We start from the raw sequence: 12839 nt of genomic DNA on the forward strand, positions 1-12839 counted from the left end.
CACGGGATCCAATCGGGTCAGAGGTGGGCGAGCATGCGCGTGTTGCCGAGCGTGTTCGGTTTGACGAAGCTCAGATCGAGGAACTCGGCGACACCGGTGTCGTAGGAGCGTGTCATCTCCTCGTACACCTCCTTCGTCACGGGTGTGCCGTCGATCTCGACGAAACCGTGGCGCGAGAAGAACGTCGTCTCGAAAGTGAGGACGAAGACGCGCTCCAATTCGAGGTCGCGGGCCACGTCCAGGAGTCGGCCCACCACTTTGTGGCCGATGCCGCGGCCGGAGTACGACTTGTCGACCGCCACCGTGCGCACCTCGCCGAGGTCGGCCCACAGCACGTGGAGCGCGCCGCATCCGACGACCAGCCCGTCGAGGTCGGCCACCCAGAACTCGGGGACCGCCTCGTACAGGGTCACCAGGTTCTTCTCCAGGAGGATCCTGCCCGCGTAGACGTCGATCAGCGCCTTGATCCGGGGCACGTCGCTCGTCCTGGCTCGCCGCACCACGATCTCCGACGAGTGGTCGGGGCGGTTGGCGACGGGGGCGTCTGACATAGGAGACAACAATAGTCGCCGACCCGGGGACTCCCCGCAGCGGTCGCCGAGAACAGCGGCCGATAGTCTGGTGAGCGTGACTGAACCCGAACAGCGCGCAGTGGCCGATCAGTCGGCGCCGCCGGTGGTCAACCTGGCGAATGCACTGACGCTGTTCCGCATCGTGCTGGTCCCGGTGTTCGTGGTCGCCCTGTTCGTCGACAACGGACATTCGGACCTGTGGCGGGTGATCGCCTTCGTGATCTTCGCCGTCGCCGCGATCACCGATCAGATCGACGGTCGGATCGCGCGCAGTTGGAATCTGGTGACCGACTTCGGGAAAATGGCCGATCCGATCGCGGACAAGGCGTTGATCGGCGCCGCGCTGCTGGGACTGTCGATACTGGGCGACCTGCCGTGGTGGGTCACCGTGGTGATCCTGCTCCGCGAGATCGGTGTGACGCTCCTGCGGTTCTGGGTGATCCGACACGGGGTGATCCCGGCCAGTCGCGGGGGAAAGCTCAAGACCCTGCTCCAGTGCGTGGGAATCGGATTGTTCGTCCTTCCGTTGCACGGAGTGCTGCACACGGTCGGCTGGGTGTTCATGATCGCGGCGGTCGTCGCGACCGTGATCACGGGCCTGGACTACGTGTGGCAGGCGATCGCGCTGCGACGCTCGGCCCATGCAGCGGCGACGGATGCGAAATTCCGCTAGTGTCGTCGGCACAGATATGAGTAGAACCATCGGCGACCCGAACGCGGGAGGAACACACGTGACACTTCTGTTGCGCGAGGCTATCGGCGACCAGCTGCGGCGGGTCCGGACCGACCAGGGTCGGACGCTGCGCGAGGTGTCGACGGACGCGCGAGTGAGCCTGGGATACCTGTCCGAGGTGGAGCGCGGCCAGAAGGAGGCGTCGAGCGAACTGCTCGCGTCGATCTGCGTGGCCCTCGAAGTGGAGATCGCCGACGTGCTGCGCGACGTCGCCGGTGCGATGTCGCCGGTCGGCGTCGTCGCGCCGACCGACGCGGTGGTCGAAGTGATCGCTCCCCAGGGAGAGCAGCAGACCGCGGCCCTGGCCGCGGCCTGATCGTCCGCGCACGGCCGGTGAGCTTTCGAATACGAGAAAATTTGAGGAAACAGGCATGGCGAACCCCTTTGTGAAGGCATGGCGCTACTTGATGGCGCTCGGCAATCAGAAGATCGACGAGCACGCCGATCCCAAGGTCCAGATCCAGCAGGCCATCGAGGAGTCGCAGCGCCAGCACCAGGCGCTGTCCCAGCAGGCGGCCGCGGTGATCGGCAATCAGCGTCAGCTGGAGATGCGACTCAACCGCCAGCTCGAGGAGATCGAGAAGCTGCAGGGCAACACCCGCCAGGCGCTCTCGTTGGCCGACCAGGCCTCGGCCGCGGGTGACACCGCCAAGGCCACCGAGTACACCAACGCCGCCGAGGCGTTCGCCGCGCAGCTGGTCACCGCCGAACAGAACGTCGAAGACCTCAAGGTGCTGCACGATCAGTCGCTGACCGCCGCGGCGCAGGCGAAACAGGCCGTCGAACGCAATGCGATGGCGTTGCAGCAGAAGCTGTCCGAGCGCTCCAAACTCCTCAGCCAGCTCGAGCAGGCCAAGATGCAGGAGCAGGTCAGCGCCTCGCTCAACAGCATGAGCGAGCTCGCGGCGCCCGGCAACACGCCGAACCTGGATCAGGTCCGCGACAAGATCGAACGACGCTACGCCACCGCGCTCGGCTCGGCCGAACTCGCCAAGGGGTCGGTGGCCGGCCGCATGGCCGAGGTCGAGGCCGCGGGCGTCCAGATGGCCGGTCACGCGCGCCTCGAGCAGATCCGCGCCAGCATGGGCTCGCTGCCCGCGGGCGGCCAGGCCGCGCCGGGACAGGCGGCGGCCGGTCAGACGACACCGGCGGTCGACACGGAGAAGCACTGACGGTCGTCGCCGTCGTGGCCGGCTCGGATGCCGGCCACGCGTTCGCCGCGCTGGGGCTCGCGGAGAGATTCGCTCGGTCGGGCGACGAGGTGATCGTCTACACCGGCGTGCGCTGGCTCGACCAGCGTGTACCGGCCGGCGTCACGGTCCGGGAGCTGCCCGGTCTGGCGGCGTTGCCGGAGGACGACGATGACGATGCGGGCGCCAAACTCACCGGGCGCGCCGCACGGATGGCCACGGCGCTCGAACCCGAGCTGGCATCGGCCGGTGTGGACCTGGTGGTCAGCGACACGATCACCCGGGCGGGCGGCTGGGCGGCCGAGCTGCTGGGCGTCCCGTGGATCGAGCTGTCGCCGCATCCGCTCTACGACCAGTCCCGCGGACTTCCGCCGATCGGCGCCGGCCTGGCGGCCGGAACGGGCGTCGGCGGTCGGCTGCGCGATGCGGTGCTCCGTGCGATGAGCGCCCGGGCCAGGGCGGCGGGCCGTCGTGCGACGGCGTCCGCCCGCCGCGGCATCTCCCTGCCGCCCGAGCCGGCGCCCGCGGCTCGTTTCGTCGCCACCCTGCCCGGCCTGGAGGAACCGCGACCGGACTGGCCCGCCCGCACCCACCTGATCGGACCGCTCGCACACGAGCCGACGACGGAGCTCTTTCCACGGCCGGTCGGCGACGGTCCGATCGTGCTGATCGCGCCGTCGACGGCGAGGTCGGGGGAGGCCGACCTCGGGCGTGCCGCACTCGCCGCACTCGCCGAACTCTCGGCGACGCGGCCGATCCGTGCCGTGTACTCGGCGTTGACACCCCCGCCGGACGACGTCGCCGCCCTGGCCGCGCTCGTCGCCGGAACCGCCCGACAGGACGAGATCCTCTCCGAGACGGCCGTCGTGATCTGCGGGGCGGGGCACGGCATGCTGGCCAAGACACTGGTCGCCGGAGTCCCGATCGTCACCGTCCCGGGCGGCGGAGACCAGTGGGAGCTGGCCAATCGGGTGCGGCGCGCCGGCTGCGGCGTGATCGTACGACCGGCGGATCCGACCGCGATCGCCGCGGCCGTCGCACGCGTCCTCGACGACGACTCGTACGCGTCCGCGGCCCGCCGGATCGGCGCCACCGCCGCGACGGCCGCCGACCCGGTACGCCTGGCCCATCGACTGCTCGAAAGGAGCACGCACCCGTGAGACTGACCGAGTTCGCCGAACTCACCGACCTCGAGTTCGGGCGACGCCGCGCCGACGCGATGCTCAACGATCACGTCCTCGTCGAGCTCGGCGGGCGCACCGGAGCCCAGGCCATCGAGGACGGGGTGGATCCGCGCGAGGTGTGGCGCGCCCTGTGCAGAGAGTTCGACGTCCCGCCCGAACGCTGGTGAGAACGCCCGGGCAGAGCCTTCCCCTCGGGTTCCGCGACGCGATGTCCGGGCGTGTCGCTTGCTCTCGAACATCTGTTCGCTAGACTGTAGTGGAACCGGAGAGCCGTCCGTCGCGTCCGACCTAGTATGAGCACACAGCAGAACACTCGGAGCACCAGCGCGACGGCAGCCCTTCGGAGCGGCACGACGAAATTGTCAGAGGTCGACTCTACGGTGATCACATCGCCACAAGAGAGCGAACCGACCCCGGACGTTCCACCCGCAGCGACAACGGACCAGTCCGACCAGAACGAGGAGACCACAATGGCACCCGTCACCGACCGTCAGAAGGCGCTCGACATCGCCCTCGAGCAGATCGACAAGAACTTCGGCAAGGGCTCGGTCATGCGCCTGGGCGAAGACACGCGGCCCCCGATGGAGGTCATCCCGACCGGTTCGGTCGCTCTCGACATCGCCCTCGGCATCGGCGGACTGCCCCGCGGCCGCATCGTCGAGGTGTACGGTCCGGAGTCGTCGGGTAAGACGACCGTCGCGCTCCACGCTGTGGCCAATGCGCAGGCTCAGGGCGGTATCGCGGCGTTCATCGACGCCGAGCACGCACTCGACCCGGATTACGCCGCCAAGCTCGGCGTCGACGTCGACGCGCTTCTGGTGTCCCAGCCCGACACCGGCGAGCAGGCCCTCGAGATCGCCGACATGCTGATCCGTTCGGGTGCGCTGGACATCCTGGTGATCGACTCGGTGGCCGCGCTGGTGCCCAAGGCCGAGATCGAAGGCGAGATGGGCGACAGCCACGTCGGTCTGCAGGCACGTCTGATGAGTCAGGCGCTCCGGAAGATGACCTCCGGTCTGAACAACTCGAACACCACCGCGATCTTCATCAACCAGCTGCGTGAGAAGATCGGCGTCATGTTCGGATCGCCGGAGACGACGACCGGCGGTAAGGCACTCAAGTTCTACTCGTCGGTGCGCCTGGACGTCCGTCGTATCGAGACGCTCAAGGACGGCACCGACGCGGTGGGCAACCGCACGCGTGTGAAGGTCGTCAAGAACAAGGTCGCACCGCCGTTCAAGCAGGCCGAGTTCGACATCCTCTACGGTCACGGCATCAGCCGCGAGGGGTCGCTGATCGACCTCGGTGTGGCCGAGGGCTTCATCCGCAAGTCCGGATCGTGGTTCACCTACGAGGGTGACCAGCTCGGTCAGGGCAAGGAGAAGGCTCGGACCTTCCTGATGGAGAACCCCGACGTCGCCAACGAGATCGAGGGCAAGATCAAGGACAAGCTCGGCATCGGTCGTCGCGACGTGCCCGAAGACGTCGCCCCCGAACCCGTCGATTTCTAGTCGTGATGAGGAAGGCCGCAGACACCGCTGACGGATCTGGGCCGGATCGCTCGGGCCCGTCCGCCTGGGACGCCGCACTGCGGCTCCTCGGCGCGCGGGCCCGCAGTCGTCAGGAGATGCAGGATCGTCTCGTCGCTCGGGGATTCACCGCCGACGAGGTGTCGGCGACGATGACCCGACTCGACGAATGGAAGCTCCTCGACGACGAGGAGTTCGCCCACGAGTGGGTGCGGTCCCGGCATGCGAACTCCGGTCGCGGGCGGCACGCGCTGCGACGCGAACTGCGCACCAAGGGGATCGCCGACGACATCGTCGCCGACGCCCTGGAGACGATTGACCCCGAGGACGAACGCCAGAACGCCTACGCGCTGGCCGAGAAGAAGCTGACCTTCGACGCCGACGAACTCGCCGACCGAGCGCTCCGCGCCAAGGCGTATCGACGGCTCTCCGGCGCGCTCGGCCGCCGCGGCTACCCGCCCGATGTCATCACCGCGGTCGTCAAGGACGTCATCGCGGCTCGTCGGAACGGCTAGCGCGGCGGAACGGCCCGCGGCCGGGCCCGCGCCTCCTCCGGCCTAGTCCACCGCGGCGAGATCGACCGCCGCGGTGGCCGCCGACTTGGCGCGCCTGCCCTCCCGGAGACGTCGCTCCAAGCGGTTGGCCAGGGACGTGAGGGCGAAGTTGACGATGATCATGATGATCGCGGTCACGACGAGCGCGGGCAGGTAGTTGCCGAAGTACGACGCGGTCTTGATACCCGACCGGACCACTTCGATGTAGCCGATGGCGTAGCCGAGCGCGCTGTCCTTGAGCGCGATCACCATCTGCGAGACCAGGGCGGGAAGCATCGCCGTGACGGCCTGGGGCAGCAGCACCATGCGCATCATCTGCGACTTGCGCATACCGATCGACTTGGCCGCTTCGCTCTGCCCGTTCGGCAGTGAGGCGATGCCCGCGCGGAGGATCTCCGCGATCACCGAACCGTTGTAGAACGTCAGCCCGAACACGACGGCGGCGAACGCCAACTGTGACGACGGCACGATCGCGTACTCGGCGAAGAAGTAGTACGCGAAGTAGATCAGGATCAGCACCGGGATGGCGCGGAATATCTCCACCAGTGCACCGGAGATCCCACGCACCCAGCGATGCTCGGAGAGTAGGCCGACGCCGAGGACGGCGCCGACGATCAGCGCCAGCACGATCGACGCGGCGGCGGCCTTGAGCGTTCCCCAGAGGCCGGGCAGGATCCAGGTGGTCCAGGTGCCGCCTTCGGTGACGAACGGACTCCACTTCTCGGAGGTGAACTGTCCGTTGTCGTTGAGGATCCAGATCACGTACGCGAGCGCGGCGATCACGATCGCACCGAAGACGACGGTGATGATCGCGTTGCGCCGCCGGGCCTTCGGTCCGGGCGCGTCGTAGAGGACTGTCGCCTGCTGTGTCATCGTCGGACCACCCAACGCTTGGACGCCCAGCCGAAGAGTGCGCCTTCGGCGAGCGTGATGATCATGAAACCGACGGCGATGATCGCGAAGATCGCCAGGATCTGGCTGCCGTGGCTCTCCAACTCGGTCTTCATCAGCAACGACGCCTCGGCGACGCCGATGATCGAGGCGATCGTCGTGTTCTTCGTGAGGGCGATCAGCACCGAGCCCATCGGGGCGATCACCGCGCGCATCGCCTGGGGGAGCACCACCAGTCCGAGCACTTGTGGGAACGACATGCCGATCGACCGTGCGGCCTCGGCCTGCCCGACGGGGACCGTGTTGATGCCCGAGCGCAGCGTCTCACAGACGAACGTCGCCGTGTAGAGGATGAACGCGAGCACGGCCAGCCGGAAGTTGTTGGTCTGGATGAACGACGAGTTCTCCGCGGCCAACGCCAGTCCGAGGTTCTGGTAGAGGCCGACCGAGCAGAACAGCACGATCAGCGTGAGGGGCGTGTTGCGGACGATGTTCACGTAGACGGTCGCGAATCCACGCATCACCGGTACCGGCGACACCTTCATGGCGGCCAGGACCGTGCCCCAGATCAGGGCTCCGATCGCCGAATAGATCGTGAGCTTGATGGTCACCCAGAACGCGGGCCACAGCTGTGGGCCCATCGAGTCCCAGAGTTCACTCATGAGGCGACTCCTTCGCACGGTGTCGACGGTGCGGTGACGAAATCGAGGTCGCCGACGTCGGGGAACAGGTCGTACTTGGATCCGGGGGCGTTCGCCCGTTCGACGAACGAGTCGACGTCTTCGTCGCCGAGGTTGTCGCGCAGGGCCTTCTCCCACGGCGACTGTCCGCCCGCAGGCGCGACGAGCATCGCCGAGATCGCCTTGTTCACGGCGTCGACGGCCTCCGGGTACTCCTTGGCCATGCCGATGCCGTAGCGCTCGGTGGAGAACGGCGCCCCGCCCTTCTTGAGCGCGTCCTTGACGCACGCGTCCTTCAGATAGGTCATCGGCACGAGTTTGAACTCGTCCGGATACCAGGCGGAGTAGCCGGCCAGGATCGTCTCATCGGTGGTGAGGGCGTCCACCTTGCCTCGTCGCAGCGCCTCGACACACGAGGAGTATGTGTCGTACTCCTGCAACTGCACGTTCGGGAGCTGGGCCTTCACGTTCTGCGCGGAGGTCGACCCGGTCACGGAGCACAGTTTGCGACCCTTGTTGAGGTCTTCGAGGGAGTTCAGCGTGTCGTCGTCCTTCCGGACGAGAAGGCCCTGGTAAGTCACCAGATAGGGGCCGGCGAAGGCGACCTTGGACGAGCGGTCCGCGTTGATCGAGTAGCTGGCGGCGATGGTGTCGACCTCGCCGTTGTTGATCAGCGTCTCACGCTGGGCCGACGGGGTCTCGCGCCAACTGATCTCCGGGTGCCGCACGCCCATCTCGTCGGCGATGTGGTTCACCACGTACTCCGACACCGAGGCGTCGAAGCCGATGATCGAGCCGTCGGGCTTCTGCAGACCCAGGCCCGGTTGATCGAACTTGGTGCCCAGGATCACCTTTCCGTTGCGGATCGAGTCGAGGAGATTCCTCGGTTCGGAGCTGCCGCAGGCAGACAGTGCGGTCGCCAGCACCGCGACGACCGCCGCGACGACTGCCAGTCTGCGTATCACCGGATGTCCGCGCATGTCAGTGGCCCAGGATCTTCGACAGGAAGTCGCGAGCGCGCTCGGACTCCGGTGCGGTGAAGAAGCTCTCCGGGTCGGTGTCCTCGACGATCGCCCCGTCGGCCATGAACAGGACCCGGTCGGCCGCCTTGCGGGCGAAGCCCATCTCGTGGGTCACGACGACCATCGTCATGCCCTCCTTGGCCAGGGAGACCATCACGTCGAGGACCTCGGAGACCATCTCGGGGTCGAGCGCCGACGTCGGTTCGTCGAACAGGATCACCTTGGGATCCATCGCGAGCGACCGGGCGATCGCCACGCGCTGCTGCTGACCGCCGGACAACTGCGCCGGGTACTTGTTCTTCTGCGCTTCGACGCCGACGCGCTTGAGGAGTTCCATGGCGTGCTTGTCGGCGTCGGCCCTGCTCTGCTTGCGGACCTTGGTCGGGCCGATGGTGACGTTCTGCAGGATGGTCTTGTGAGCGAACAGGTTGAAGGACTGGAAGACCATGCCGACGTCCGATCGCAGACGCGCCAGGTCGCGGCCCTCATCGGGCAGCAGTTCGCCCTCGATGCGGATCTCGCCGGAATCGATCGGCTCGAGGCGGTTGATGGTGCGGCACAGCGTCGACTTGCCCGAACCCGAGGGGCCGAGGACGACGACCACCTGGCCGCGGGGGATCTCGATGTCGATGTCGCGGAGCACATGCAGGTCGCCGTAATGCTTCTGGACGTTCCTCATCGCGATCATCGGTGTGACGTTCTCGTCGCTCATACGGACTAACGGTAGTTGTGCGAGGTTCCGCACGGCGGCAAGATCGCGAATACCGGTGTGTCCGGTGCGACGCGTCGTGAGTTCGGCTCGATTTGCCCCACCCCGTAATCTGGAGGGGTGAGTGGTGGACAGGTCAAGTCGTATTCGGTTCGGACGTTCGGGTGCCAGATGAACGTCCACGACTCCGAACGGATCTCCGGGTTGCTCGAAGACGCGGGCTACGTCGCCGCCACCGACGGCGCAGACGCCGATCTGGTGGTGTTCAACACGTGTGCGATCCGGGAGAACGCCGACAACAAGCTGTACGGCAACCTGTCGCACCTCGCGCCCGTCAAGTCGGCCCGGCCCGGCATGCAGATCGCCGTGGGCGGCTGCCTCGCCCAGAAGGACAAGGACGTCGTACTGCGCAAGGCGCCGTGGGTCGACGTCGTCTTCGGCACCCACAACATCGGCTCGCTGCCCGCGCTGCTCGATCGCGCCCGCCACAACGAGCAGGCGCAGGTCGAGATCCTCGACTCGCTGGAGACGTTCCCGTCGACCCTGCCCGCCCGCCGTGACTCCGCCTACTCGGGATGGGTCTCCGTGTCGGTCGGCTGCAACAACACCTGCACCTTCTGCATCGTGCCGTCGTTGCGCGGCAAAGAGGTCGACCGCCGTCCCGGCGACGTCCTCGCGGAAGTGCGGGCGCTCGTCGATCAGGGCGTCCTGGAGGTGACGCTCCTCGGGCAGAACGTGAACGCGTACGGCATGTCGTTCGCCGATCCGGACACTCCGCGCAACCGCGGCGCGTTCGCCGAGCTCCTGCGCGCATGCGGCGACATCGAGGGGCTCGAGCGCGTGCGCTTCACCTCACCGCATCCGGCCGAGTTCACCGACGACGTCATCGAGGCGATGGCGCAGACCCCGAACATCTGCCCGCAACTGCACATGCCGCTGCAGTCCGGTTCGGACCGCGTGCTCAAGGCGATGCGTCGCAGCTACCGCAAGAAGAAGTTCCTCGGGATCCTCGACCGCGTCCGTGAGGCGATGCCGCACGCGGCGATCACGACCGACATCATCGTCGGCTTTCCGGGCGAGACCGAGGAGGACTTCCTCGAGACACTCGACGTCGTGGAGAAGGCGCGGTTCTCGAGCGCGTTCACCTTCCAGTACTCGGCGCGGCCCGGAACTCCGGCGGCCACCATGGACGATCAGGTTCCGCCCGAGGTCGTCACCGAGCGTTACCAGCGCCTCATCGCGTTGCAGGAGCGCATCTGCCTCGACGAGAACACGCGCCTGATCGGATCGGACGTCGAACTCCTCGTCGTCGCCGACGAGGGACGCAAGAACTCGGCGACCGGGCGGATGACCGGGCGCGCCCGAGACGGCCGCCTGGTCCACTTCGCGGCCGGTGATCGCACCGACATCCGACCGGGTGACGTCGTGACGAGCACGATCACCGGGGCGGCGCCGCACCACCTCGTCGCCGACGCCGGCGTCGCGTCGGTCCGCCGGACCCGCGCGGGCGATGCGCACGAGGCGGGCACCCTCCCGACCACCGCGCCCGTCGGCGTGGGACTCGGCATGCCCACGATCGGAGCCGCACCGATCGAACCGGCCACATCTGGCTGCGGCACAGGAGGCTGTTCATGAGTGCATCAGAACCGAACCCGAACCACCGGACCGACGATCGTGCGACGTTCGGCGAGTACGAGGACGATCTACGCAAGACCGAACGCAAGGTGGCGGGCGAGATCGATCCCGGCGGTCGCGCGCTCGTCGTGGCGGTCTGCATCCTGATCCTGCTGGTGACCCTGGTGCTTCCGCACGCGGGTGAGGCCAAGGGGCTCGACGTCCTGACGTTCACCGAGACGGCCGCCGCCGAGCACACCTCGCTGCCGTCGAAGATCTTCGTCTACATGACGCTGATCTTCGCGATCGGCTTCTCTCTGCTGGCCTTGGTGACCCGCCGCTGGGTCTTCGCGCTGATCGCTCTGTGCGGATCGGCGGTCACCGCGGTGGCCGGCATGCTGGCCATCTGGACGCGCAACACCGTCGGCGTCGACTCGGTGGACATGCAGGCACCGTCCGGGGCGGGCATCGGCCTGATCGTCGGTTGGATCGTCGTGATCGTGCTGACGTTCCACTGGGCGCGCGCGGTCTGGGCGCGCACCAATTACCACTTGGCGCTCGAAGCCGAACGCCGCGAGCGAGCCGCCGAACAGGAGGCGCTCGGCCGCTCCCTGCAGAAGGTCATCGGCGACGACCCGAAGACGACCGACGAGGAGTAGCGTCCGGTCCCGCCCGGCCGGTTCCGGCCGAGCGGGCGGATCGTCGGGTCAGCGGTCGGTGAGCGCCGACTGCGCGGCGGCGGCCCACTCGCGCCACTGAGCGGCCTGCTCGCGGAGTTTCGCGGCGTCCCGGTCCTTACCGGCCTCGGCGGCCTTCGCCGCCTGCTCCTCGAGCTTCTCGGCACGTTCGACGAACTGCGCCGCGCGTGCCTGCGCCTCGGGATCGGTGCGGGTCCATTCGGAGTCCTCGGCTTCGCGCAGCGCCTTCTCCAACGCGCGCACACGGTTCTCGAGCGCGTGCATCTGATCGCGCGGGACCTTGCCGATCTCCTCCCACTTGTCGCGGAAGGTGCGGAACACGCGGCGGGCGGCGTCGAGGTCCGCCGCGGGGTCGATGGCGGCCTCGGCCTCGGCCAGAAGAGCCAGCTTGGCCTTCGCGTTCTCGTCGAACTCGGCGTCCCGTTCGGCGTTCACCGCGTTGCGGGCGGCGAAGAACACGTCCTGCGCCGCCTTGAACCGCGCCCACAGCGCATCGTCGGTGTCCCGCGGCGCGCGACCGGCGGCCTTCCACTCGGCGAGCAGGTCGCGGTACCTGCCCGCGGTGGGACCCCAGTCGGTGGACGACGACAGCGCCTCGGCCTGTTCGATCAGCTCCTCCTTGCGGCTGCGGGCCCCCGCGCGTTCGCGGTCGAGTTCGGCGAAGTAGGCGCCGCGCCGGCGGTTGAACGAGTCGCGGGCCTTGGAGAACCGCTTCCAGAGCGCGTCGTCGGTCTTGCGGTCGACGCCCTTGATGGTCTTCCACTCGTCGAGGATCGCGCGCAGACGGTCGCCGCCGGCCTTCCACGAGGTGCCCTCGGCGCCGATCGTCTCGGCCTCGGCGGCCAGCTCCTCCTTGCGCGCGACCGCTGCCGCGCGCTGCTCGTTGCGCTCCGACTTGGCCGCTTCGGCGACGTCGTCGGCGGTCGAGACGATCGCGGTGAGACGACGGGTGAGCTCGTCCACATCGCCGATGACCTGTGCGGTCGGCAGCGATTCGAGGATCTGCGACGCGGCGGTCTGCGTCTTGCGCGGATCGCCGGACCGGGCGGCCAGCCGTTCCTCGAGGATCTCGACCTCGGTCGCGATGTCGGCGAACTTACGGGAGAAGTGCTCGAGTCCCTCCTCACGGGTGCCCGCCTGCCACGAGCCGATCTCACGCTCGCCTGCCGCGGTGATCAGCCACACGGTGCCGTCGTCGTCGATGCGCCCGAACCGGTGCGGATCGCCGACGGCGACATGGTGCACGGGAACCGCGGGGACCGGCCCGCCTGCGCTCGGTCGCGGTCCGGGGCCGGGGCGGGGGCCGGGCTTGGGGGCGGACGTCGACGGTCCGGGCTTCGGGGCGGGTGTCGGGTTGGTCATCTCGAGGTCCCTCTGGTCGTGTATCGCCGCGCGTCACGGCTGCCGGTCACTATCGGTCTTCATTCAAGCAGGTCAGCCGTCGATGCGGGGCCACCCGTCGG

General features: G+C 68.0%; 15 protein-coding genes. 9 read left to right on the top strand and 6 right to left on the bottom strand.

From position 1 onward, the window contains the following. Nucleotides 1–17: 17 nt before the first annotated feature. On the bottom strand, nucleotides 18–551 hold the full coding sequence (locus BKA16_RS13415; protein ID WP_183371117.1) for an amino-acid N-acetyltransferase: 534 nt from the start codon (nucleotides 549–551) through the stop codon (nucleotides 18–20). 76 nt (nucleotides 552–627) lie between these two features. Here BKA16_RS13415 and pgsA point away from each other — a divergent pair, with 76 nt between their 5' ends. The 7 genes from pgsA to BKA16_RS13450 all read left to right on the top strand — a co-directional run bounded on the left by pgsA (nucleotide 628) and on the right by BKA16_RS13450 (nucleotide 5723). Next, nucleotides 628–1245, top strand: coding sequence for a CDP-diacylglycerol--glycerol-3-phosphate 3-phosphatidyltransferase (gene pgsA / locus BKA16_RS13420; RefSeq protein ID WP_183371118.1), 618 nt, complete (start codon nucleotides 628–630; stop codon nucleotides 1243–1245). Nucleotides 1246–1303: 58 nt separating this feature from the next. Continuing rightward, complete coding sequence (locus BKA16_RS13425) at nucleotides 1304–1621, top strand: helix-turn-helix domain-containing protein (protein ID WP_183371119.1); 318 nt, start codon at nucleotides 1304–1306, stop codon at nucleotides 1619–1621. Nucleotides 1622–1676: 55 nt separating this feature from the next. Then, nucleotides 1677–2477, top strand: a complete 801-nt coding sequence (locus tag BKA16_RS13430) for a PspA/IM30 family protein (RefSeq protein WP_183371120.1) — start codon at nucleotides 1677–1679, stop codon at nucleotides 2475–2477. A gap of 14 nt (nucleotides 2478–2491) precedes the next feature. After that, nucleotides 2492–3655 carry a glycosyltransferase gene (locus BKA16_RS13435; protein ID WP_343067420.1) on the top strand — a complete coding sequence of 388 codons (1164 nt, stop codon included), beginning with the start codon at nucleotides 2492–2494 and terminating at the stop codon, nucleotides 3653–3655. Then, nucleotides 3652–3846 (top strand): DUF3046 domain-containing protein, encoded by a 195-nt coding sequence (locus BKA16_RS13440; protein ID WP_183371121.1) that lies wholly within the window; start codon nucleotides 3652–3654, stop codon nucleotides 3844–3846. Before BKA16_RS13435 ends, BKA16_RS13440 begins: the two co-directional genes overlap by 4 nt. A 303-nt stretch (nucleotides 3847–4149) precedes the next feature. Continuing rightward, a complete protein-coding gene (gene recA / locus BKA16_RS13445) occupies nucleotides 4150–5190 on the top strand; it encodes a recombinase RecA (protein ID WP_183371122.1) in 1041 nt (346 codons plus the stop codon). Nucleotides 5191–5195: 5 nt separating this feature from the next. Continuing rightward, on the top strand, nucleotides 5196–5723 hold the full coding sequence (locus BKA16_RS13450) for a regulatory protein RecX (protein WP_183371123.1): 528 nt from the start codon (nucleotides 5196–5198) through the stop codon (nucleotides 5721–5723). Between the two features lie 42 nt (nucleotides 5724–5765). Here the strand turns inward: BKA16_RS13450 and BKA16_RS13455 are convergent, their stop codons facing one another. From BKA16_RS13455 to BKA16_RS13470, 4 genes are read right to left on the bottom strand one after another with little or no spacing between them, the layout of a single operon-like run. Further along, entirely contained in the window at nucleotides 5766–6635 is an 870-nt protein-coding gene (locus tag BKA16_RS13455) for an amino acid ABC transporter permease (protein WP_183371124.1), read from the bottom strand. Beyond that, a complete protein-coding gene (locus BKA16_RS13460) occupies nucleotides 6632–7315 on the bottom strand; it encodes an amino acid ABC transporter permease (RefSeq protein WP_183371125.1) in 684 nt (227 codons plus the stop codon). Before BKA16_RS13460 ends, BKA16_RS13455 begins: the two co-directional genes overlap by 4 nt. After that, nucleotides 7312–8313: a glutamate ABC transporter substrate-binding protein gene (locus tag BKA16_RS13465; RefSeq protein WP_183371126.1), complete on the bottom strand. Its 1002-nt coding sequence runs from the start codon at nucleotides 8311–8313 to the stop codon at nucleotides 7312–7314. Before BKA16_RS13465 ends, BKA16_RS13460 begins: the two co-directional genes overlap by 4 nt. A gap of 1 nt (nucleotide 8314) precedes the next feature. Beyond that, nucleotides 8315–9043 (bottom strand): amino acid ABC transporter ATP-binding protein, encoded by a 729-nt coding sequence (locus tag BKA16_RS13470; protein WP_183373063.1) that lies wholly within the window; start codon nucleotides 9041–9043, stop codon nucleotides 8315–8317. 141 nt (nucleotides 9044–9184) lie between these two features. Here BKA16_RS13470 and miaB point away from each other — a divergent pair, with 141 nt between their 5' ends. Continuing rightward, on the top strand, nucleotides 9185–10699 hold the full coding sequence (gene miaB, locus BKA16_RS13475) for a tRNA (N6-isopentenyl adenosine(37)-C2)-methylthiotransferase MiaB (RefSeq protein WP_183371127.1): 1515 nt from the start codon (nucleotides 9185–9187) through the stop codon (nucleotides 10697–10699). Next, nucleotides 10696–11337: an Rv2732c family membrane protein gene (locus BKA16_RS13480; protein ID WP_183371128.1), complete on the top strand. Its 642-nt coding sequence runs from the start codon at nucleotides 10696–10698 to the stop codon at nucleotides 11335–11337. The genes miaB and BKA16_RS13480 overlap by 4 nt, the downstream gene beginning before the upstream one ends. Nucleotides 11338–11385: 48 nt before the next feature. On the opposite strand, the gene BKA16_RS13485 is transcribed toward BKA16_RS13480, so the two are convergent. Further along, nucleotides 11386–12738: a DUF349 domain-containing protein gene (locus BKA16_RS13485; RefSeq protein ID WP_183371129.1), complete on the bottom strand. Its 1353-nt coding sequence runs from the start codon at nucleotides 12736–12738 to the stop codon at nucleotides 11386–11388. Nucleotides 12739–12839 lie beyond the last annotated feature (101 nt).

The sequence above is a fragment of the Gordonia humi genome (assembly GCF_014197435.1).
In the GTDB taxonomy this organism is placed as follows: domain Bacteria; phylum Actinomycetota; class Actinomycetes; order Mycobacteriales; family Mycobacteriaceae; genus Gordonia; species Gordonia humi.